We start from the raw sequence: 23892 nt of genomic DNA on the forward strand, positions 1-23892 counted from the left end.
TAATATAGTTTCATCCTGAGTAATAAAGTATCATCCTATTGACTCATGTATTAACCCCTGCTATTGTTTAATAAAACATTAGCAGGGGTTTTTCATGCTCTCCAAAAAACAACAGAAGTGGATTAAAGAAGAGCGAGGTCAAGGAGAGTTAGCTGATTATAAGCCTTGGATCAAAATCTCTGACATATCTTCAACAGGACGTTCTCACCGAACCTTTGGACATAAGACCAGACGAACTCATCATCTCATGTCGGACTTAGAATTAGCTGCTTTCTTAGTTCTTGAATGGAGTGCTGATGTAACTGATATACGAGAACAGTTTCCTCTAAAATATGAAGATACCCAGCAGATCGCCAACTCAATGCAAGTCAAGCATCCTAGTATTAGGGGTAAGCTCCATATTATGACCTCGGACTTCTACGTGGTTACTTCTAATACCCTTCACAACCAATTTGCTCTTCAAGCTAAGTATTCAAAAGATTTAAATAATCCTAGAGTCATAGAAAAACTAGAAATAGAACGTCGTTATTGGCAGAGTAAAGGCATTCCTTGGAAAATAGTTACGGAAAAAGATATTCCTTTAGAAGTTCAGAATAATATCAAATGGTTATATCCAGAGTCTGATAGTTACATCTATTCTGACATTGAGCTTAAACTAAATTTATACTCTGAACAGATACTAAAAAATCCTAGCAACTCAATTATCAATTTATGTAAAGAAATTGATAATGCTTATCACAGCGAGCTTGGAGCTTCTTTAAATGAGATTAGAAAGCTATTAGCTCAAAGGTTTTTCACTTTTGATCTGCGTATTGATTTCAGAAAGCTCAAATGTAGCGATCTGAATGTAGATGGAACTGAGTGTTGGGGCTTAATATCTGAGGAGCTTCGTTATGTTTCGAATCAATGATATTTACAACAATCAAGGTAAAGAGTATAGAATTCTCAAAGAGTTACCCAATGACGTTTTTATTTGGATTGATATCAACGAAACTATAGCTCTGCCCGAATTAATAAAAACACAAAGTTTAGTCGATCTAATTGAAGAAGGCGAATGCCATTTGATAGATGATCCTTATCAATACTTGCTGTTGCAATCACCAGAAGATGGTACTACGGCTCAAATAAAGAGAGATGAGAACTATCAGTTGATACAACCGATTATCTCTAATGAATTATATTATCTACCTGAAGTACGTTCAAAAATAATTAATGATATTGTCAGTTCAGACAAAAGTACGAATCAGACTCTATATCGGCTTATCAGAAAATATTGGCAAAGAGGACAAATACCTAATGCTCTACTTCCAAACTACAAGAACTCTGGAGCAAAAGGTAAAAAACGTATTGCTAAAGAAAAGAAGCTTGGTAGGCCAAGAGTTTATAAAGAGGGTACGGCAGCCATAATCAATACAGATGTCGAAAGGCTCTTTTCAATGATCATTAATAAGTATCTTTTAAATGATAGCAAACATACGATCGTTTATGCATATCGCAAATTTAAAGCTATGTATCGCTCACTAAATCCTGAAATTGACGACGAAAACTTTCCTAGTATTTGGCAGTTTAAGTATTTCTATAATAAAGAATTTACTTCTGTTCAAAAACTTAAGTTTAGACACAATAAGATTAGTTACAACAAAGACGTAAGGCAATTACGTTCCACTGTTAATACTCAAGTTCTCGGACCTGGTTCACGCTATGAAATAGACGCTACAATTGCAGATATCTATCTACTATCTGATTCAGACAGACAGAGTATCGTAGGCCGTCCTGTCATTTATTTTGTTGCAGATGTATTTAGTCGAATGATAGCAGGCGTCTATATTGGTTTTGAAAACCCTTCATATGCCACTAGCATACAAGCCTTAAAAATGGCAGTTACTGATAAACAGAATCATTGCAAAAAATATGGAATCGATATTACTGCAGATGATTGGCCGTGTATAGGACTGCCTGATGCAATTCTTGCAGACCGTGGAGAGTTACTGGGCCATCAAATTGAAACTTTAGAAAAAAGTTTTTCTGTTCGAATAGAAAATACACCACCTTATCGTGGAGATTTAAAACCTGTTGTAGAGCGATACTTTAAAACAATGCAATCTCGGTTTAAACCCTTTGCTCCTGGTGTAGTGACTGGTGTGAAAGAAAAAAAGAAAGGTGGTCGAGATTATCGACTAGATTCGACTCTGACAATATCAGATTTCACCAAAATTATGATCAACTCTATCCTCATACATAATAATACTCACCAGTTAACACATTATGATAGAGATATCGATATGCCTTCAAGTTTACCTTCAATCCCACGTGAGTTATGGAATTGGGGTCTACAGCATCGGACAGGAAAGTTGCGCTCTGTATCAGAAGAAGACCTTTATGTAGCACTTCTACCTAGAAAAAAAGCAACCTTATCAGATTTGGGTATAAAGCTTTTCGGTATTTATTATAATTCTGCGGAAATGAGGAAGCAAGGCTGGCTACATCGCAAAAACACAATCAATCGTCCTAAATCTTTAATTGCTGCCTATGACCCTATTGATGCAAATAAAATATATATTTTCTATGAAAAGAATAGTCTCAATTACTGGGAAGCTCATTTATCTGATCGTTCTAGAGAGTTTAAAGATTGCAGCTTTTGGGAAGTTTGGCACATTCAAGACGAGCAGAAAAAAACAGTTGCTCAACAAGAGATTGGGAGCAGCCTAGCATTAGAGCAACTCGAAATAGAGAATGAAAGAATAATAAAACAAGCTATAGCAGCCAAATCCAATGTTCTACAGACTAAGTCCGCCCAGTTATCTAACATCAATGACCATCGCGAACAAGCTAGAAATACTGAACGTAAAGACAGGCAAGAAGCTCACTATGCCAAGACAGCTAAAAATGGCAAAATTATACAGCTACCTAAAACTTCGTCAAAGGACAGTGCTAACACTACATTATCAGATGAAGACTTAGCTCTTAAGTACCCTATTTACCACAATATAGATTCTGATGATGAATAATAAGCTGAAGAGAGAGTATTGAAATGACGATGGTAGAAGCTATATACAAGGACAGTTTTGGGCCCTATAAAGGTAATTCATTTGTAGAAGCTTTGCCAGACGTATTTGAACCAGAGGAAGTCGTTAGAAAGCTAAAAGGTAGTGTTGATTTTCATGCTTCAGACACTCAAGCAGGTTCTGCTGTCCGAGGGCATCTCATAGCTCAGCTGATGAATCAATTCTTTCAACCGATTAATAGACATATTGATCTTGAGAAGAAAATTTCAATTATGATTCGTGAAGGTTATATAGGACGAAATCCTAAAGACGGCTCTTTAAATACTCGTTTACAAAATGGCTATGAGAGGTTGATGACGGGAAATAATGACGCTATAAGGTTTCCATCAACTATATCTACGGCTCGTAGTTTAGCTTTCATTGGATGTTCCGGTAGCGGCAAAACAACTACTCTAAACAAAATACTATCTACTTATCCTCAAGTTATCAATCATACACAATTCAACTTTATCCAAATTGTCTACTTAAAGATTGACTGTCCTCATGATGGTTCGTTAAAAAGCTTATGTTTACATTTTTTTAGAGCTATTGATCAAGCTTTAGACTCCAATTACGAAGACAAATACACTCGTAAAAACCAAGGGATCGATAATTTACTGAACTTAATGCGGCAAATCTCTAATCTTCACGCTATTGGATTATTAGTTATCGATGAAATTCAGCACCTTAGTGTTAATAAATCTGGTGGTGCTGAAAAAATGCTCAATTTTTTTGTTACTCTCGTAAATACTGTTGGACTACCAGTTGTAATGGTAGGTACGCCTAAAGCTCGATACATTTTTGAAGGCGATTTTCGTTCAGCACGTCGTGGAGCTGGGTTTGGTTCTATTTTCTGGGAGCAAATGCCATATGAAGCAAATCGAATTACACAAGATGGTAGAGTTATTAAATCTGAATGGAACATATTTACCAATCATTTATGGAAATATCAATGGCTTCGAAAAGCCGATATAAAATTATCAGATGACATACAGAACTGTTGGTATGATCTATCGCAGGGCATTCTTGATATCGTAGTCAAGTTATTTGTCCTTGCTCAACTACGAGCTATAGATTCAGGGTTGGAGCGTATTACAATAAAAGTGCTACAAACAACTTACGAAGAAGATCTAAGACCCATTCATCCAATGATTGAAGCCCTTAGATCAGGTAGAGCAGATAGGATTGCTCAGTTCTCTGATCTTATTATTCCTGATATCGACAAAAAACTATTAACTCTCCAAACTCAGTTACAGCAAAATAAAAATGAGTTTGATGATATTGCAGAGTATCAAGGGCATGAAATAAGTATCAGATTGCACCGTATGCTAGTTGATATGGGTTATAGCTCAGATCTGCTTGTTCCTATAGTAACACGCGCTATTCAAAGCTCACCTGAATCAACCATTCAAAGTTTGATGCCAACAATATTGAAGTGGCTAAACGATACTGAAAGTGAAACACAACCTAACGTTCAAAATAATAAGCTTAAACCACTTAAAGCCAAATATACTAGCCAAGATCTTTGGCATACATTAGATACAGAAGACCTTCGCTTCCAGTTCACGCAAAAAAATGAAGAAAACGTATTTTATGATCATCTAAAAAAATCAACTGATCTTATTTTTGATATTAATGACTGGCTACCTAGGGTAAGCTGATATGCTTAATTTTCCTATTCCCTATCCTGATGAACTTATTTACAGCACAGTAGCTCGATCAAAAGTAAGGGCTGGGATCACTAGTCCAAAACAGCTGCTTGAGGATGTTTTTGCAAACAGAAAGGTAATTGCAACTGTTGATCTACCCTGTCATTTATCTAGGCTTATTGAGCTCTATCCTTCTGGTCATTACGATGTTAACTCACTAGCCTATAAACACACTCTTTTCCCTCTTTACGCCCCTTTTATTCCTGAAGAGCGTAGACAGAAATGTCTTGAATGGATGACTGAGCAATCTCAAGGAGCGATTCACCTCGCTATTGGTAAAAACGCCTCACGATTACCGCCGATTAAATTTTTAAGGTACTGCCCTTTATGCCTTGATGAACAGCTATCTAACTATGGGGAATGGTATTGGTCAAGATTATGGCAAATACAGGGATTAACATGCTGTCTCAGACATGGAAGTCTTATAGATTCCTCGTTGGAGTATAGACCAAAATCTCGCCATGACTTCATCGCTCCTAATCCATACAATTGTAAAGCTAACATTCAAATATCGCCTAATGAAAATAGTGTATTTATTGGAGGGAAAATCAATGAGCTTCTTCAATTGCCAAGCCAAGCATCTCCTACCTATGCGCAATGGAGCGATTTCTACAAAAAAATTGCTTCAGACAATGATTGTCTCAGGGGCTTAAAGCATATTCATTATGATAAAGTTATTGATAAGATCAAAAATAGATGGTCTGATAGTTTTCTTGAACAATATAATCTACACCACTTAGAAACAGAGACAAGCTGGCTACATGGTATTTTCCGTAAGCATAGGAAATCATTCAGCTATCTAGAACATATTATTGTTATTGAAGCTATGTTGATAGGTAAAGATTGGTCATTTCAGGAAATACTAAAGTTGGTTGTCGCTCAAGAACCTGTAAGATTTAGAGCTGAAGATCGAAAAACATCATTCGATAATATTAATCCTGCCACTATCCTTTCTAATCGGGATCTTTGGTTGCATCTCCTAAAGGAATACAAAGGTATAAAAAGTGCTCGCACTGTTGATCAAGCATTGTACGCATGGTTGTATCGTAATGATAAAGCATGGTTAATGCATACTAACAAAAAAATTCATAGATATCATATACCTGAAGGCACTAAAATCGACTGGAATCAACGTGATATTGAAATAGCACGGTCACTAATTGAAAAAAATAAAAAAATAATTTGGGATATGCAGACACCACGTAAATCAAAAAAATGGTGGATGCAGCAGACCAGCTCCGTTTCAATGATTGAAAAAAACTTGTATAAACTACCATTAGTTTCTGCTTTTCTAACTCGGTATAGCGAAGATATCAGTGATTATCAAATACGACGCCTAAGTCATGTATTAATAGAAAGTGTATACCATAAAGAAACGTTGTCACGCTGGATTGTCTTAAGAAAAGCTAAACTTAGTGATGAACGTATGACTGAAGAGACTGAACGATTTTTGGATGTTTCATACGATCTGGTTTATAAAAAGATAAAAAGGACAAATATATGATAATCAAGAACCTTCCTGAAGACTCCCAAATCCAATTTATTAGTGAGTTATTTAAGTATGAGCATCTTAAAACATGGAACCTTAGATTATGTATAAAAGCTGATAAAAAAAATGTTTTTAGACATACCAGGTTATCGAATTTACCAACCATAGCGAAGAGAAGGTACATAAATCCTAGTGATGGTATAGTCCGTAGTGCAGGATATCCTGTCGAACTAAAAAAAACCAGCACCTCAAATTGGAAGGTGGAAAAGGATAAGGAAGGCGATAATTATAGTTTTGTGCTTGATTATAATATCAGCATAGATTATGAGCGTACAAATATTAAAATCTATATACCACAGATAGAGTTTGCTAGAGCTTTGTTTTTTCATAATAGCTATCTAGCAAGAAACTGTATAGATAACGGTATATTGTCTAGAGAGTTCTATATTACAAACGATTCTGATGGCTTATCAATCATAAATGTATTACCAATCTGCACATTATCAGTTACTCAACTAAATAACGAAGGACTTCGAAGGTTGCTAGCGTGGATTTTGATAGATAAAAACGCCCGTGCTTCTTATGACAGCATATCCAAAAACTTCACTGAAAATGCAGAAACGAAAAATGGCATAAAAACGTGGAAATTTAAGTTTGAACCACCGAATTTAACAGATTTTGATTTATCTTTAAGAGGATGGCTCGATAAAAAGACCAATCATTACTACGTTTACGAGATTACAAGTGTCCAAAATGTTAACTGTGATTTACCGAAGAAAGTATTTTTCAATAGTGACAAATTTAAAACTGGGACTCAATCAGGTGGCACTAAAAGTACTGGGGGATATAGTAGTTCCAATGATGAAGTAATAGATGATACTCAAGAAGCAGATATCAACTCTAGATTAAAAAATATAGACATTCCTAAAACGTTATTTAGTTTTGTACAACCCATTGAAACTCGAAAAGTCGTTAAAAGGAAATCAAAAGGCAGGACTGGAGCAGATGTTGAAACTACAGATGAGTTTGTTGAATTAGAGTTTAGCGCTGACGAAGCTATAGTTGGAGGTACGGCTTGCCAAGCTGACTTTGCAGGGTTAGAAGATGAAAGCGATGTTATAGAACTGTACATGCAGCGTTTTGAAGCGTTTAAATTCTTAATTAAAAAATTTGATGAGAAATACGAAGTCCATTGCGAACAAAAATTACATTTCTTACTAGCTGTTAATAAGTCTAAATGCCATAAAACTACTGATGGCAATAAACGAGCTTTACTTGAAATTCAAGTAACCACTGAGAATGCTAAATTTGTTATTTTGGAGCTTGATATGAGTGACAAAAATAGAGCTCTATCGACTTTGGTTATTGAAGTTGATGACTTTATTCATTGGCGTACACACATAGACAAGTTAATGACAATTATAGTCAGCAAGTCTTTACATTGGCCGACCGAAAATAATTTAAAGAAATATGGTAAGACAAAATCTATTAACCATCCTAAAGATATGTGGGAGCTTTTAGAAGATAGTATAGACTTTGAACGATGGTTAAATCGACTCGCAATTGCCTTAAGAGTAGCCAAGTAATTCGTTACTCATAATTATAAAAATGTTTTATTGATAGAGTATAGTTATCGCGAAAAACATTAATAACTATAGAGTAATTAATAATAGTTACCTATGAATGATAATGTAAGGCATCCTACATAATAAGATAAGGAAGTAAAGTACTGTGAGTTTAGATTATCAGCATATCCGTGAGCAGCTACACCGTATTATCCATGACTATAAAGACGCTGAAGGGTATGAGAGAGGTCAAAGTCAGAACTTTTGGACACAGATATTCAATGCTTATGGCGTATCGGGTCAAGTACAGCTAAAAGCGTTTGAACATCGTCTAAAAGATGATAAATCTCAAAAGTATGTTGATGCATTTATTCCTAAACTGGTCATGATTGAACAAAAAAGCCGTGGTCTTGATCTAAATAAAGCTTATAACCAAGTCAGCAAATACTATGAACGCCTAAGCGTAGCAGATAAGCCAAGATATATTGTGCTGTCTAACTTCGATGAGCTATGGTTATTCGATATCGAAAACCCTCTAAACATCAAAGAATATAAATGTCCCATTGCTGATCTTCCTAAAAATGCGGAATGGCTGGACTTCTTAGCACCAAACGCTGCAATGGCTGAGATCGTTGAAGAAAATCCTATCAACCGTCAAGCTACTGAAATGGTTGCTAAGCTACATCAAGCTTTTATCTCCGATGGGGTTAATGCCGATGAATTGGCACTATTCTTAACTCGCCTGATCTTTTGTTTCTTTGCCGATGACACCGGCATCTTTGGACAAAAAAACCTATTAGATGGATTGCTCAAAAAAGAGGCAAGAAGTGACGGCAGCAACCTTAATGAAGTATTTACCACGCTGTTTGATACTTTAAACACTAAAGATCGCTCAAGTCGCTTGCCTGAAAGCTATGCTGCCTTTGCTTATATCAACGGTGATCTGTTCTCTCAGTCAATCCGTATCCCTTACTTTGATGAAAACCTCTATAACCTAGTTGTTCAGTGTAACAATCTTGATTGGAGCGAGATCAGCCCTGCTATCTTTGGCTCAATGTTCCAAAGCGTACTGGATATAGACGACACAGCCGACAGCGACGATAAACGTCGTGAGTTTGGTGCTCATTACACCAGTGAAAAGAACATTTTAAAGGTCATCAATTCTTTATTCTTGCAAGAGCTGCGTGATGAGTTTTCAAAGTGCGCTAAAGATAAGCCTAGAGCTATAAAACTCTATGAAAAGCTGCCGAAATTGACCTTTTTTGATCCTGCTTGTGGTAAACGTTACATAGGTACTTTTAATAACACATCATACATGGTAATCTAGTGACATAGTGATACTTAATACATAGACATCACTGTTTAATTATTAGTACATTGTTTCTAATGACGATCTGGTATTAAGGAACTAAAAGTGGCTAGCCTAGAATTTATTAATTACCAACCTCGCTCAATTCAAGTCAAGAATAATTCTATATCCTGGAATGAACTCAAGATTAAAAGTATCGATAGACTGCCTCAAATAGTTTGGGAAGATAACTCAACTTGGGCAGAAGCGAACTTATGGGCTTTAGAACAGGCAACTTCTTCTAAGCGTAATATCAAGACTGTCAGATCTAATATGTCTCACCTACTAGCTTATGCAAAATGGTTAGAATCTGAGTCAATTGATTGGTGGCATTTTCCTGAGAGAGAGAATGAGCGATGCCTAATTCGATTTAGAGGCGCACTGATACAGGCTAGAAACTTAGGTGAGTTAGCCCCTAGTACGACATCTCAAAGAATGTCGTCAGTCATCCGATACTACAAATGGGTAAAAGAAAAGGGTTTGATTTCACCAGATTGGCCTATGTGGCAAGATAAATTTGTAGGAATCAAGATTACGAACGGATTTGGATTGGAACATACTTTACGTGTATCGAGTACAGATTTAGCTATTCCAAATCGCAAAGTAGCAGGATCTATCAACCTTGAAGATGGACTATTACCTGTATCAGCTTTAGGTATGAAAGAGATTTTGAGGTTGGCTGATGAACGTGCTTCTGAGGAGTTTGCCTTGATGTTAAGAATAGGTTTTTTCACAGGTTTGCGACTAGGATCAATTACTGATTTAAAGGTGTCCACCCTTCAAAATGCCACTCTTATCCCAAATGTTGGGTTAAAGACGCTATCTGTAGGACCTGGCGCTAGACCACCAGTAGCTACGAAATTTGATGTAACAGGTTCAGTTCCAATACCACAAGAGTTGGTTGATACTTTGTTAGATTACGCTATGAGTACGAGGCGTTTAAAGCGTCAAGCTCTAGCATCCCATAAAGATCAGGATATTCTTTTCTTAACTAGATACGGCAACACATATAGCGGTGATAACAGTCGTGCAGTAAATGTTGAGATGTCTCGCTTTCGCAGTATAGGAAAGGATTGTGGTGTAAAAGTATTAAGAGGTTTTCATTTTCATAGAACTCGCGCCACGTATGCTACTGAGCTAATGAAATTAGCTTTAAAATTCATGCCTGTTAGCGAGTCGATTCAGTTCGTCAGAGAAGCCTGTCTCCATAAAGATGAAATCACGACTATGAAATACATTAAATTCATTGAAAACAATAAAGCAATGAAAGAAGTATCTGATGCATTTACCCAAGCTTTTATGGGATTGATAGAGAGCCATAAAAATGTCTGAATTAGATCTTAAGGTTAAAGGTTTGGCTTTAGGTACCCATGAAACGCCTTGGGATTTGCAAGTCTTGTTATATAGAGGAGCTGCGAGTGTTAGGCGCGATGTGGTAATTCAGTCTATCAACGAAAGCGAGTTCGGAGACCTAATTGAAGACAGAGTTTTTTTTGTAGTCAAACTTCATGAAATACTTAACTCTTATCTTACCAGGGGATCGTCTCAACACACAGTCAGAAGCTATCTTCAAAAAATATGGTTTTTTTACAGCTGGTTAGATACTACTGATAAGTTATCTACAGAAGAATCCATCATCCCTACATTCAAAGCTTGGACTGAGTATTTACTTAATAGAATTAAGGTTAATAAAGATATAGCTCAAATGACTGCCTATAAGCTGGCCTCCACAATAGCAAGTTTCATTGGCAAAGCTTTACATCTACCAGGTGCTAAGCCTGGGAATAGTCTTATGCTTACAACGAGGCTCAAAAGGCCAAAAAAGCCTACTAATGTTTTGAGTACAAAAGCTGATAAACAGAATTTAGTAGACACCTTTGAGTTTGGACATACATTAACTACCATTTGTAATCATTTAGATATTAAAACTGTGCGTGGCAGTTTACCTATAGAAATCTTACTCAATGAAAATAAACTCTTAACGGTCGCTGGCAATTTAATTGATCCTTACTTAGATGTTGCAATAATAGAAAATAGTGGTTCAAAGAAAAGAGCTATTATTGCGCGACAACCATTAGCAGAGAGTATTAGCCTGTTAGAAACTCATAAAAGGTCGTCAATTCTAAATCTCCGAATTGAGTCGGAGTTACTGATATTCATAGCGCAAACTGGAATGAACCTATCTCAAGCAGTAGCTTTAAGCAAAAGCACTTACAGATGGCAGTCTGATGGAGAGGATTATGAGGCTTTCCGAGTCTATAAGGGACGTAGAGAAGGCGAAGCCATTTTTCGCTGTTATAAGGCATATCGTGACCACCTCCAGACATACCTAGACTGGCTGGATGAGACAGAATTAAGTCAAAACGATGAAAGGCTATTTCCAATGATAAGCCGTGGCATGATTCGCACCAAAACATCTAAGGTAAGCATCAGCACTCTCAAGAACTTACTCAAAAAGAATAACCTTATATTTATTAATCCTACTCAATTACGCAATACACGTATTAACTGGTTATTGAGGCAAACAAATGACTTAAATCTCACAGCAGAGCAAATGGGTCATACAACAGAAGTTCTGCTTAAAGACTATATGCGGCCTCATCATCAAAGAGCTTCTAGTGAGATTATAGAGTTTCATAACTTGATAGACCCTGCTCAATCTCCACCTGGTCCAGGACTGTGCGTAGACTCACATCAACCTAAGCAAATAGTTAACTTACCAGAAAATGCACCTGAGCCTGACTGTATAAGTCCTGATGGCTGTCTCTTTTGTGAGAAACATAGAGATGTAATGAGTTCAGAATATTGTTGGAAGCTAGCATCACACCTACAACTCAAAAGACTTGAAACCAATCTCTATAAACCATCTGAGCATAACCACATCCACCCAGCTAACTTTGTAATGGATAGAATAAAATTAAAGCTCAAAGCCATTTCTGATGGTAGTGAGATCCGAAATACATGGGTAGAAGATGCTCAAAACTCTATTCGCTCAGGTAAGTACCATCCTGCTTGGGATGGCTATATAAGACTGTTGGAGGGTATCGTATGAACATATCAAACCTTCCAGGGTTGCAAATTGCTTCTTCATTTATTGAAGTAGATTCACCTAACTTTCGACCTAATTGCTGGCCTCCTTCATCTGACTTTCCTGTTGTTGTTGACACAGATGGTAGTGTCATTTCACGGTACGGTGACACTCGTTGGGATTTTTCAGTTTGGCATGGTAGTAATTTAAAGATTTACTTTGGTGATGGACAAGGGCAAGGTCATAAAGTTAGTCAAGATAACGCCAATTTATTACGACAAATTGTTGCTTGGTGGCTTTGGGGCTATGCGGGTGTAACTAAACCAAGAACTCTAGTGTTTAAGTTTTCAACAATAAAACCTCTATTTGTAATTTGCTCAAAAAATAACATCAGTGCTTCTCAGTTGTCTGACTTTCCAGACGTAATTAGAGAGGTAGCGTCTCACCATGCAATTAAAGAGATGCATCTGATTACTTACCTTAATGATCTTATGTTCATATCGAAAGAAATGGGATTTACTATTCTTAATAAAAAGGGTATGGAGATTTTTATCAGCGCAGTAGTTAAACGCGATGCAATCCAAACAGCCTATATTCCTACTAGATTATGGCATTATCAGGTAAATAGATTAAAAGAGTGCTTAGATGACTTCATAGCCCATAAAGACAAGATAGAAGAATGTTATAAATTTTGCTTGGAAGCTTATGCTAATAATGCTGGTGGCAAGCTTTCAGATGCATTCGAGGGGCTATTAGAGAAATCACCTTTCAATTCTGCTAGATATATTGGTAAAAGACCGTCAGGTCAGATTTTCTATGGAAACTTTGCTAATACAGCTAAGACTTTTGAAATAGATACTCTACTAAAAAAATGGGTAAATACTGACGAGGTGTTTGGCATTGGAACACTTTCAAGGTATATGAGCTTGATTAGCTTTGCAGGGTTGGCTTATACACTGAACTTCTCCTTAATGCGCATTGAAGAATGTAATAGGCTTAGAGCTGACTGCTTTGAAGTCGAAGTAGATCCTCTAGGAACTGATATTTATCTAGTTAGAGGTGCCACCACTAAGACTCTCGAAGATAAAAATGCTCGTTGGATAGTATCTCCTAGTGTCAAAATAGCTATTGACGCTATGGTTAGTATTGCATCTCTAAGAATGCTAGCTGCTCAAGAAGACCCCCATACAAACCTACCTAAAGAGTTTATTGATAACCCTGTTTTGCAGTGTACGTCACATGAACCGTGGATACCAAAAAATGCATCGCAAAGTACAAACTTATTCAAAAACCCACGTACATATAGTGAATCTCTTAAGAGGTGGCCTAAACTATTCGATGAAAAAGAACTAAGGATAACCGAAAAAGATCTAGAGATGGCTAATAGACTTACAAATGGCTTAGACCCAGAAAAATATTCGGTTGGTAAGGTTTGGCCTTTAGCATGGCATCAATTAAGACGTACAGGAGCCGTCAATATGCTTGCAAGTGGGCTTGTTTCAGAGTTCTCAGTACAGTACCAGCTAAAGCATGCTAGTCGAGCTATGAGCCAGTATTACGGTCAAAATTATTATAAGTTAAAAGAACCATTAAATGATGAAGCTCGTAGTTTTTATTTACGTGAAATGTACGAGTCTATAGTCAGAGACCTTAAAGGACTACAAGCTGACCATTACGTCTCTCCACATACTGAAAAACGAAAAGAACAGCTCTTGTCTGAGATATCAGAAAAAGATCATAAGCAGCTTTTAGCGGCTGCTAAATCTGGCAAAGTAAGCTATCGTGAGACGTTTCTTGGTGGTTGTGCAAACTTAGGACCACCATGTCCATTAGGCGGAATAAGCAATATTAGCTCTTGTATGGGCTTTGGTGATGAAAAGCCATGTAAATCCGCATTAATAGACAAAGAAAAGCTACCCATGATTAATCAACTAAAAGATGTGTTAAGTAGCCAAATAAATGTTGTTGAAGTTGGAACAACACTGTATGAGTCTCTACAAGCCCAACTAGAATCAGCGGAGCGAGCCATTCATGTCATTCATAGAAGCTAAACCAAAGGTCAAAGAAAGAGTGTTGAGCAAGGCGGAAATAAGATTTCTCGAAGCATTTGAACGCTTAAAATCTAATAAGCCAGAAATCCTACCTAAAGGAACTCTTGTAAGCCAGAACAACGTTGCTAAAGAAGCAGGTGTGAATCCATCGGCCTTACGGAGTTCTCGATATCCTGAGTTATCTCAGCAAATTCAAAAATGGATAGAAGACCATAAGGAAGATCCTGTACAGAAGTCTTCAAGACAAATGATGCTGGCTCAGAGATCAAAAAATAGAGCGTTAAGGGATCAAGTCACTTCTTTACAAGAACAAAGAGATAAAGCCTTATCAATGTTAGTAGAGACTCAGCGTGAAATTGTTGATTTAACGTTGGAAAATGAACGACTAAAAGCCCGCTTACCAGCAATTGACGTATCAAGAATGTCATAGGCAGATATTTTTCACTCACTGAGCGCAAGGGAAAGGGTTGATATTAGAGAGCTTTATCCAATGCAGTAAGCCTGACCCAAGATTACACATCCTGTTTAAATAAGCTGAATAAAATCTATAACAACACATTAACCGATAATCAATAATTAGAGATCACAATGGCATTTAATCAAACTCAGTTTTTTGAAAACTTAGAGAAGTTAACCACTAAAACTGTAAATAAAGATAAAAAAGATGACTTTATTTATGAGTTCCTAGCACTTCTTGACGTTTCAAAAGCTACTATTACCTCGCTTAAGAAAAGTGATAATCGTTATAACGTAGCAGCTAGCCCTGAATCTGGCGAGGTAGCCAATAAACAGCGTATCTACTTTAAGCCTGTTGATACAGGTCAAGATCTCAATAAAGCTTTAAATGAATTAAAAGATAGCCCAGTTATTAGTAAGCACAAAATTCGCATGATCGTAGTGACGGACTTTGATACCGTACTGGTTAATGACACAAGATTCGATGAAATTCTCGATTGTGATTTTAGTGATCTCTATAAGAACTATCATTTCCTACTACCTCTTGCTGGGCTAGAACGCGCCCGTGAATATTCCGAACACCCTGCGGATGTGCAAGCATCTGAGAAAATGGGCCGCTTATTTGACCATATCCGAAAATATAATGAGTTTGATACCGCTGACGATATACATGCGCTAAACATATTTTTGACTCGTCTGTTATTTTGCTTGTATGCCGAAGATACAGGTATATTCAAGCCAAATCAGTTTCACGACCTTATTGACTCAACTACAAATATAGATGGTAGTGATGTCGATGGCGTATTGTTTGACCTGTTTGAGGTTCTTGACCTACATGAGTCTAGCGCTGATCGTAAGGCTATGCCCACACACCTTACAGACTTCCCTTATGTAAACGGTAGTCTATTTGAGTACCCGTTTGCTATCCCTGTATTCAATGCACGTACTCGCCGTATTTTACTAGAGTGCGCACGATTGAATTGGGCTAAGATTAACCCTGATATTTTCGGGTCAATGTTTCAAGCAGTAATTGATCCTGAGCAGCGTGGCAATTTAGGACAGCATTACACCAGTGTCAGCAATATCATGAAAGTAATACAACCTCTGTTCCTAGATGAACTACGTGAGGAGTTGAATACTGTAATAGAGCTTAGCGATATTAATCGTCATAAAAACAAAAAGGGTGAGCGTTTAAGCGCTTTGCTTGAACGCATTAGTAACATCAAAAATTTTGACGCCAGTGCAGGATCAGGAAATTTTTTAATAATTGCATATAAGGAATTGCGTAAACTTGAAATTGATATCTTAAAAGCACAACGCGACTTAATGAAAGGTGCTAAAGATAATTTGTTAGGATTATCTTTTGATAGCGTAGTCAGTTTGAATAACTTCTATGGTATTGAATATGACGATTTTGCATGTCAAATTGCTCGATTGTCATTATGGTTAGCTGAGCATCAAATGAATGTCCTGTTTGAGCAAGAGCTTGGAGTCTCACAACCAATGCTACCTTTAAAAGATAGTGGTCATATCATTCATGGTAATAGTCTGCGGCTCGACTGGAATGATGTGTGTCCTAATAATGGCAGTGACGAAATCTATATTATTGGTAATCCGCCATTTGGGGGAACAACCAATAGAACTGATGAACAATCCATAGATATGAAATTAGTGTTTGGAAAAAAAACGCTCAAATACCTAGATTATGTATCCGCTTGGTTTTGGAAAGGCGCACAATACATTGCAAACTCCAATGCTGAACTTTCATTAGTCTCAACCAACTCAATTGCACAAGGCGAACAAGTAGCAATGTTGTTTCCTGATATTTTTGAATTAGGTATTCATATTAACTTTGCTTACCAGACGTTCCCCTGGTCCAACAACGCTAAAAATAATGCAGGTGTGCATGTCATTATCATTGGTCTTTCTGCACAAGACACCAGTAATAAATATATATATAAGCTTGTTGAAAAGTCATGGCACAGGGAGGTGGTGGAAAATATCAGCCCTTATCTTGTATCAGGCGGCAATGTCACTGTAAAACCTTTAAGCAAGCCAATACAGCCTAGAACTAAAATGATATTCGGTAACAAACCTACTGATGGTGGGTTTTTATACTTGAATGAAAGTGAGAAAAATGAATTTGAACTAAATGAGCCATACTCAAAGCAGTATATCAAACAAATTTTAGGGGCTAAGGAATTTTTGCATAGTCAGTGGAGATGGTGCTTATGGTTTGTGGGTGCTGATTTAGAGACCTTAGTTAAATACCCTTTGATCAAAGAGAGACTAGATGGAGTAAGAGAGTTAAGGGAAAATAGTGATGCACAATCAACTAGAGATTTTTCTAAACACCCTCACTTATTTAGGCAAATAGCACAACCTAATTCAGGAAGTTATATTTTAGTACCTATTCATTCATCAGAAAACAGAGCTTATGTTCCTATAGGTTTTTTTAATCATGACATCATTTGTACGAATGCAAACCAGATGATCCCAAATGGAACGTTATTTGATTTTGGTCTACTTACCTCAATGGCACATAACGATTGGATGAGACTGGTTGCTGGCCGTTTAGAAAGCCGTTACAGGTATTCAGGCACCATTGTTTATAATACCTTCCCGTTCCCCAATGCAACTGAAAGTCAAAAGAAAAATATTGAAAATCTTACAGAAGAAGTCCTCCTAGCCCGTGCTAGCAATGTTGGCATGACACTAGCTGAGCTTTATGATCCAGATAAGATGCCAGGGGATCTAAGAGAAGCACATACTAATCTTGATGATGCAGTAGATAAATTATACCGCTCACAAGGATTTACTAACACCGAAGAACGACTAGCACATTTATTAGCACGTTATGAGAAGCTTGTTGAAGCAGAAGAACAGACAAAAACCAAAAAGAAAAACTAATATCTCTTATTTTGTATTTTTTGGAGTAAATAGCGTGATGTCCCAACCTGTTAATATATTAAGTCAGAGTTATGCCCAAACTGGTCAGAGCAAGCAAAACAATTCTTTAGGTATGCGCGAGATGCAAGAACGGGCATTCGAGAAGCGTAATAGCCAGTATTTGCTTATCAAATCGCCTCCAGCATCAGGCAAGTCACGAGCAATGATGTTCTTAGCCCTAGATAAGCTCATCAACCAGGGCATTAAAAAAATCATTATTACTGTACCAGAGATGAGTATTGGTAAGTCTTTTAAATCAACACCACTCAGCAACTTCGGCTTTTTTGCAGACTGGGAAGTAGCAGAACGCTACAACCTATGTGTGAATGCTGCCCAAAGCGATACCAGAAAGACGGCTATTTTTTCTGAATTTATCACTCAGGATGCGGATGAAAGCTCTCTACCACAGGTCTTAGTCTGCACCCATCACAGTTTTAGATACGGTTTTGATAAAGTGATAGAAAATGGCGGTAGCATTGAGCTATTTAACGATGTGCTTATTGGTGTTGATGAGTTCCATCATGTATCAGCAAGTGATTCGAACCGTCTTGGCGCTATATTAGACAGTATCACAACGCAGACCAGCGCTCACATTGTAGCAATGACGGGATCTTACTTTCGTGGTGACTCTGTACCTATTCTATCTGACAGTGATGAAGAAAAATTTGAAAAAGTGACCTACACCTACTATGAGCAGCTTAATGGATACGAGCACTTAAAATCATTAGGGTTAGGTTATTATTTTTATAAGAAGTCATTTTTCGATGCTTTAGATAAGTGCCTGGATACCTCTAAAAAAACCATCATTCATATTCCTAACGTTAATAGCCTTACCGCTGAAACTGATAAATATGAAACGGTCGGCCGCATTATTGACATTATAGGTGTAATGGAAGACCGTGATGACGATACAGGGGTAATCACAGTACGCACACATGATGGTAGGCGATTACTACTTGCTGATTTGGTGACTGATGATGCTTTAAGAGCAAATACCCAGGCTTACCTAGCTGACATAACATCCAGAGATCAGATGGACATCATTGTGGCTCTTGGTATGGCTAAAGAAGGCTTTGACTGGCCTTGGTGTGAACACGTATTAACCATTGGCTATCGTGGTTCTCTTACTGAGGTAGTGCAAATTATTGGCCGTGCTACGCGAGATAGCGAAGGTAAGAGCCACGCCCAATTTACTAACCTAATTGGTGAGCCTGATGATGATAAATCTACAGTTAAAGATACTGTAAACGACCTCTTAAAAGCCATTACCCTGTCCTTACTCATGGAGCAGGTCCTCAAACCTAGTATTAGCTTTAAAAGACGTAGCGAAATAGATTTATTAGGCAGACTAGATTTACCACTTGGCACCGTAATCGTTGATGACTCCACAAACTCACCGTCTGATAGAGTTATGAATATACTTAATAAAGACAGAGATGAGCTACTGGCCCAGTTATGCCAAAGCCCAGATATTATCAAAAAGTATTTAGCAGCAGAAACTAATGGGATAGAAGCCGAAGCGGTTTCAGACACCGTTCTCCCAAGTCTTATTCGTAGTAAATATCCAGCCTTAGATGAAAATGAAATACGTCAGACCCAAGAAGGCCTCATGCAGTATATGGCTATCAACCGTGAAGGCGGTGTGATTGAGGGTGAGAACATTCCTGATGATGCTGTGATTGAAAATGAAAGGTTTTTTATTAAGCAAGGTAGTGAGTATATAGATATCTCTACACTGAGCTTAGAGCGCCGAAATAAGCTCAACGAGAGCGATATTATCAAAGAACGTCACTTACCTACAGATGCGAAAATCTATAACCCTAAAAGCAAATCTAGCAGCACAAATGAGCGTAATCCTAGTAATAGCTTCGTGAAGATAGGCAGTAAGTTTGTCAACGTAAGCAATTTTCCAATTGAGTTAGTGAAGTCAGTCAACCCTTTTCATGATTCCTACGAAATACTTTCTAGGACAGTTGATAAAAAGGTATTACAGACTATTAGTGATGTCGTCCATGCTAGCCGATCAACCGTAACTGAGGCAGAGGCAGTACTAATGTGGCCTAAAATAATTGCTTTCATTAGGAAAAACGGTCGTGATCCTAACAAGAATGCAGATAGTGATATAGAGCGGCGTATGGCAGAAATTATGTCCTATGCTAGAAATCAAAGAGCGAAACAAGAAGTAAATAGCCATGATTAAGCTTGATGAGATATATAAAAGTCGTGAGTATAAATCTTTAGAAGATATATTTGCTAATGACCCTATGGGTATATTCGATGACGTTAAACCCATGTCTCAAAAAACAACCAGTAATAGCCTCTTAGAGCAGCAATTTTCTGAGATAAATTCGTTTATTGAGACTCATGGGCGTCCACCTAATGCGAAGACTGGCGATATCAATGAAAAGATACTCTCACGTCAGCTAGCCTCTATAAAAGCCAGTAGCTCGTTTACTAAAGAATTGGTCACCTTCGATAAACATGGACTATTGGTTGATGAAAACACCAACTCTAGCGTGTCTGCTGAGTCTACGGTATTGCATGAAAGTGTAAGCGATAGAGATAACACTGTTTATCAAGATATTAGCAGCGAAGAAGAACAGGTTGAACTAGAACCTCCTAGTCAACCAGTTTCGTTTAATAGCTTACAAGATATCTTTAACAGTGATGAGCTGGGTATTTTTGACGATGTTCAGTCAGATATCTTAATCAGTGATAGTCAAAACAGTTCACGCGCCAACTATGATCAGTATGATGATGAGGACGTAGCGAGTCGCTTTGAGTGCAAGGACTTTTATAAGTTTGAGGCAACATTTGAGCGCATATACCATGCAATACAGTCTGCCGCTTTTACTAAAACAAACTTCGCATCCTCAAAAAGCATTACTATTGGAAGTGTTTTTGTTTTGAATGGATTGCTTTGCTATGTGGCTGATATTTACAAAGCAGAAGCTAGAAAAAATACTCGTAGCCAAGAGCGGCTGCGCCTAATATTTGCTAATGGCACAGAGTCAAATATGCTTACTCATTCACTAGCCACTGCTCAATATAAGTACGAAAATAGCTATCAACTCTTGATCACCGATTCAGACTGGATAGATACTGAATTAGCTAAGAATTTCGGTGATAAACGTCAACTTACTGGCGTTATCTATATTGCAAAATTGATTGATACGCCAGACAATTTAGCGCACTACAAAAACCTTCATAAAATTGGCTTTTCCACCCTAACAGGTGAGGCTAGAACTAAGCACTCGATTAGGGACACGGCTTTTTTACAACAAGCAGTAGATATTATTGCTGAGTGGGAAATTTATGATGCAAATGCCCGAAGTGTTGAAGGTGTCTTGCATGCTTTCTTCTATGATCAGAGGGTAAAAGTATCATTAAAAGGGTCGGATGATAAGGTTTACAAGGCAACCGAATGGTTTGATTCTCCGCTTACTGAGATTGAAAAAGCAATTAATCTAGTTATTTCTGGAGATATTAAAGACTATAGAATGGATAGTGCGAGTGGTAAAATCGTGGGAGCATAGAATGCTATCGTTATAAATAATAGCATTCTACAATCACAGTGAATTAAGGGTTTTATCAAAAAACCCTTAACCTTTAGTTTCTGTCTTTATATTTAGATTCAGGATGAGAGTCGCCTACAGAGCGGGAAAACATTCCAGTTGGAGGAGTTATCTGTGTCTTATCACTACCCTGTGTTGGTTCATGATTTTTCTGCTCACCTGCTGTTGTGGAGTTGTCATTTACTGTTTTATCGTTCATAGAATATAGCCTTAAATAACAATCATAATTAGAGTTAAAAGTACAAGCATTACAAACAAGGCAATAAGTAGTTTATTGATTCTAGGTAGCGACTCTTTTATCGACTCACCTATTTTCTTATTGTGCTTGTCATAATCCTTAATGCTGGAGTTTAGTTGCTTACATGCCCCAGAGTATAAAGAGTTAATTTCAGAAGTAATCATGCTATCAATCTCACTTGATTTAAAGCCAATTTCGTCTTTGTCGCTTATACCAAATGAATCGCCAGCCATCTTAATCATAAGATACAGTAAACGTGAGAGGATAAAAGCAATTACGCAAAAAATAACTATAAAGAAACTTAGCCAATAACTACTAACTGCAACTAAAGAGCGAATGACATCTGAGTTATAGTTCATTAAAAAAACTATTACAGTCGTAAAGGTTGTAAGTAAAAAAATCCATAATCGGAATAGCGACATAACCTTAGCTTCAAGATTACGCTTGCGATCAAGCTCTCTATCCAAAGTATCGCTTATTACAGTATAAAGAAATTGTCCTGAATCCAAAATAAACCCCTTAAGCTACTAGGGGTTAGTATACTTCATAAATAACGAAAATTGAGTAAGGAACTGTGATCACGAACCTATTCTCTAAGTGATGACATAAAAGATAAAATGTCACTACTTAACCATCTTAATTAGTGACATTTGAAATCATCCTGATATCATGGATTTGTAAGGGTTTTATCAATGTCACCACTATAATATGTTACGGATATTGCGGCTGTGGTAACTTCCTAATCATTGCTTACCGTGAGTTGAGACTATTAGAAAATCAGCTGATCGCACAAATTTACGGTGAACAAAGAGGGCTGCTTGATATTAGCAGTATGTGCCAAGTCACAGTTGAGCAGTTCTATGGCATCGAGATTGAACCACACGCGGCTCATATCGCAAGGGTAGCCATGTGGATTACCGATCATCAACTGAACCAAGCCACTGCTGAGCGCTTTGGTACAACACGCCCTACAACGCCCATTGTGTACAGTCCACACATTACAGAGGGTAATGCCCTACAAATTGACTGGGAGGACGTTCTAGCAGCCAATGAGTGCGATTTTGTAATGGGTAATCCGCCTTTCATTGGTTATACCTATCAAAATAAAGAACAAAAAGCAGATTTAGCTCATGTTGCTAGCACTGTAAAAAAACATAAGTCATTAGATTATGTGGCAGGGTGGTACATCAAAGCTATACACTATATGCAGTCAGTAACTAAGCCAAAACACCAAGTCGAAACAGCTTTTGTATCTACTAACTCTATAGTCCAAGGAGAGCATGTAGCGGTACTTTGGCAATACCTGCTTAAAGATTGTGGCGGATATATAAATTTTGCCCATCATACTTTTAAATGGTCGAATGAGGGTAAAGGAATAGCAGCTGTACATTGCGTCATAGTTGGCTATGGCATAAATGAACGTAAAGAAAAGACAATCTTTAGTTATGACGATATATCAGGCGAACCTCAATCTAATGCCGCAAAGCTAATTAATGGCTATTTAATTGATGCTCCTCTCGTTTTTTTTGACAGACGCAACAAGCAAATATCTGATCAAACGCCAATGTCTAAAGGTAGTCAGCCTACAGATGGTGGCAACCTACTTTTTTCCAATGAAGAGTATCAAGAGCTAATAGCAAAAGAGCCAACAACAGGCAAATACTTACGCCCATTCATAGGATCGCAAGAGTTCTTAAATAATATCGAACGCTGGTGCTTGTGGTTTTATGGTTGTAATGCTTTAGAGCTAAACAATGATTTAATCAAAATGCCAACGGTGATGCAACGTCTTAAGAATGTAAAAGAGATGCGTGAGCAAAGTACGAAAATATCAACTCAAAAGCTAGCTGCTACACCTCATTTATTTGACGAGATAAGGCAGCCAAATGAAGGAAACTATTTAATCATCCCAAGTGTTTCTTCAGAAAATAGAAAGCATATTCCTATTGGTTTTCTTGACAGCAATATCGTATGTAGCAACCTTGTCTTTAGCCTACCAAATGCAAGTCTTTATCACTTTGGTATCCTTTTAAGTAGTATGCACAATGCTTTTATGCGTTTGACCGCGGGAAGAATGAAAAGTGATTACCGCTATTCAAATAGCATCGTTTATAACAACTTCTCATACCCTTTTGATGCTAAAGATGAAGATAATAAGATAGTTAAAGCCAAAGATGCTATTGGGTCAGCTGCTCAAGCTGTTTTAGATGCGCGTAAGCACTACCAAGACGGTAGCGAGGATGCACCGACACTAGCTAAGCTTTACAACACTTACATGATTGATCCCTACCCTGAGCTGACCAAAGCTCATATCGCGCTTGATAAGGCAGTAGACAAGGCTTATGGGTACAAAGGCAAAGGCAAAGGCAAAGGGGATGATGCCAATAGAGTAGAGTTTTTGCTGAAACGGATAGCTGAGGTTTAACTCAAAAAATATTCT

Annotated in this window: 16 protein-coding genes; 14 read left to right on the forward strand and 2 right to left on the reverse strand. The window is 37.5% G+C overall.

From position 1 onward, the window contains the following. The first annotated feature begins 94 nt into the window (after positions 1-94). From ACI2JM_RS09965 to ACI2JM_RS10025, 13 genes are all read left to right on the forward strand, one after another. On the forward strand, positions 95-910 hold the full coding sequence (locus ACI2JM_RS09965) for a TnsA endonuclease N-terminal domain-containing protein (protein WP_404643886.1): 816 nt from the start codon (positions 95-97) through the stop codon (positions 908-910). Then, complete coding sequence (locus ACI2JM_RS09970) at positions 894-3008, forward strand: Mu transposase C-terminal domain-containing protein (RefSeq protein ID WP_404643888.1); 2115 nt, start codon at positions 894-896, stop codon at positions 3006-3008. The genes ACI2JM_RS09965 and ACI2JM_RS09970 overlap by 17 nt, the downstream gene beginning before the upstream one ends. Before the next feature lie 23 nt (positions 3009-3031). Then, positions 3032-4705 (forward strand): AAA family ATPase, encoded by a 1674-nt coding sequence (locus ACI2JM_RS09975; protein ID WP_404643890.1) that lies wholly within the window; start codon positions 3032-3034, stop codon positions 4703-4705. A 1-nt stretch (position 4706) separates the two neighbouring features. Further along, on the forward strand, positions 4707-6257 hold the full coding sequence (locus ACI2JM_RS09980) for a TnsD family Tn7-like transposition protein (RefSeq protein ID WP_404643892.1): 1551 nt from the start codon (positions 4707-4709) through the stop codon (positions 6255-6257). Then, the gene (locus ACI2JM_RS09985; protein WP_404643894.1) at positions 6254-7828 is read left to right on the forward strand and encodes a Tn7-like element transposition protein TnsE; all 1575 of its coding nucleotides are present in this window, start codon (positions 6254-6256) and stop codon (positions 7826-7828) included. Before ACI2JM_RS09980 ends, ACI2JM_RS09985 begins: the two co-directional genes overlap by 4 nt. Positions 7829-7973: 145 nt before the next feature. After that, positions 7974-9134, forward strand: coding sequence for a type IIL restriction-modification enzyme MmeI (locus ACI2JM_RS09990; RefSeq protein ID WP_404643896.1), 1161 nt, complete (start codon positions 7974-7976; stop codon positions 9132-9134). Between the two features lie 87 nt (positions 9135-9221). Next, complete coding sequence (locus tag ACI2JM_RS09995; RefSeq protein ID WP_404643898.1) at positions 9222-10487, forward strand: site-specific integrase; 1266 nt, start codon at positions 9222-9224, stop codon at positions 10485-10487. After that, positions 10480-12207: a hypothetical protein gene (locus ACI2JM_RS10000; protein WP_404643900.1), complete on the forward strand. Its 1728-nt coding sequence runs from the start codon at positions 10480-10482 to the stop codon at positions 12205-12207. The genes ACI2JM_RS09995 and ACI2JM_RS10000 overlap by 8 nt, the downstream gene beginning before the upstream one ends. Further along, positions 12204-14234 (forward strand): hypothetical protein, encoded by a 2031-nt coding sequence (locus tag ACI2JM_RS10005; RefSeq protein ID WP_404643902.1) that lies wholly within the window; start codon positions 12204-12206, stop codon positions 14232-14234. The genes ACI2JM_RS10000 and ACI2JM_RS10005 overlap by 4 nt, the downstream gene beginning before the upstream one ends. Beyond that, positions 14215-14664 (forward strand): hypothetical protein, encoded by a 450-nt coding sequence (locus ACI2JM_RS10010; protein WP_404643904.1) that lies wholly within the window; start codon positions 14215-14217, stop codon positions 14662-14664. The genes ACI2JM_RS10005 and ACI2JM_RS10010 overlap by 20 nt, the downstream gene beginning before the upstream one ends. 158 nt (positions 14665-14822) lie before the next feature. Beyond that, the gene (locus ACI2JM_RS10015) at positions 14823-17600 is read left to right on the forward strand and encodes a DNA methyltransferase (RefSeq protein WP_404643906.1); all 2778 of its coding nucleotides are present in this window, start codon (positions 14823-14825) and stop codon (positions 17598-17600) included. Further along, the gene (locus ACI2JM_RS10020; protein WP_404643908.1) at positions 17560-19839 is read left to right on the forward strand and encodes a DEAD/DEAH box helicase; all 2280 of its coding nucleotides are present in this window, start codon (positions 17560-17562) and stop codon (positions 19837-19839) included. Before ACI2JM_RS10015 ends, ACI2JM_RS10020 begins: the two co-directional genes overlap by 41 nt. Further along, positions 19832-21175 (forward strand): GIY-YIG nuclease family protein, encoded by a 1344-nt coding sequence (locus ACI2JM_RS10025; RefSeq protein WP_404643910.1) that lies wholly within the window; start codon positions 19832-19834, stop codon positions 21173-21175. Before ACI2JM_RS10020 ends, ACI2JM_RS10025 begins: the two co-directional genes overlap by 8 nt. 73 nt (positions 21176-21248) lie before the next feature. Here ACI2JM_RS10025 and ACI2JM_RS10030 read toward each other — a convergent pair whose 3' ends face one another. Then, the gene (locus ACI2JM_RS10030; RefSeq protein WP_404643912.1) at positions 21249-21413 is read right to left on the reverse strand and encodes a hypothetical protein; all 165 of its coding nucleotides are present in this window, start codon (positions 21411-21413) and stop codon (positions 21249-21251) included. 11 nt (positions 21414-21424) lie between these two features. Further along, positions 21425-21961: a hypothetical protein gene (locus tag ACI2JM_RS10035; protein WP_404643914.1), complete on the reverse strand. Its 537-nt coding sequence runs from the start codon at positions 21959-21961 to the stop codon at positions 21425-21427. A 134-nt stretch (positions 21962-22095) separates the two neighbouring features. Here ACI2JM_RS10035 and ACI2JM_RS10040 point away from each other — a divergent pair, with 134 nt between their 5' ends. Then, the gene (locus ACI2JM_RS10040; protein ID WP_404643916.1) at positions 22096-23877 is read left to right on the forward strand and encodes a DNA methyltransferase; all 1782 of its coding nucleotides are present in this window, start codon (positions 22096-22098) and stop codon (positions 23875-23877) included. Positions 23878-23892: the final 15 nt, after the last annotated feature.

This window comes from Psychrobacter sp. NPDC064578 (assembly GCF_044901245.1).
GTDB classification, from domain to species: Bacteria; Pseudomonadota; Gammaproteobacteria; order Pseudomonadales; family Moraxellaceae; genus Psychrobacter; species Psychrobacter cibarius_C.

Excerpts from the sequence above, each read along its gene's own strand:
- ACI2JM_RS09965 (WP_404643886.1), top strand. The coding sequence starts at position 95 with ATGCTCTCCAAAAAACAACAGAAGTGGATTAAAGAAGAGCGAGGTCAA.
- ACI2JM_RS09970 (WP_404643888.1), top strand. The coding sequence starts at position 894 with ATGTTTCGAATCAATGATATTTACAACAATCAAGGTAAAGAGTATAGA.
- ACI2JM_RS09975 (WP_404643890.1), top strand. The coding sequence starts at position 3,032 with ATGACGATGGTAGAAGCTATATACAAGGACAGTTTTGGGCCCTATAAA.
- ACI2JM_RS09980 (WP_404643892.1), top strand. The coding sequence starts at position 4,707 with ATGCTTAATTTTCCTATTCCCTATCCTGATGAACTTATTTACAGCACA.
- ACI2JM_RS09985 (WP_404643894.1), top strand. The coding sequence starts at position 6,254 with ATGATAATCAAGAACCTTCCTGAAGACTCCCAAATCCAATTTATTAGT.
- ACI2JM_RS10000 (WP_404643900.1), top strand. The coding sequence starts at position 10,480 with ATGTCTGAATTAGATCTTAAGGTTAAAGGTTTGGCTTTAGGTACCCAT.
- ACI2JM_RS10005 (WP_404643902.1), top strand. The coding sequence starts at position 12,204 with ATGAACATATCAAACCTTCCAGGGTTGCAAATTGCTTCTTCATTTATT.
- ACI2JM_RS10010 (WP_404643904.1), top strand. The coding sequence starts at position 14,215 with ATGTCATTCATAGAAGCTAAACCAAAGGTCAAAGAAAGAGTGTTGAGC.
- ACI2JM_RS10015 (WP_404643906.1), top strand. The coding sequence starts at position 14,823 with ATGGCATTTAATCAAACTCAGTTTTTTGAAAACTTAGAGAAGTTAACC.
- ACI2JM_RS10025 (WP_404643910.1), top strand. The coding sequence starts at position 19,832 with ATGATTAAGCTTGATGAGATATATAAAAGTCGTGAGTATAAATCTTTA.
- ACI2JM_RS10030 (WP_404643912.1), bottom strand. The coding sequence starts at position 21,413 with ATGAACGATAAAACAGTAAATGACAACTCCACAACAGCAGGTGAGCAG.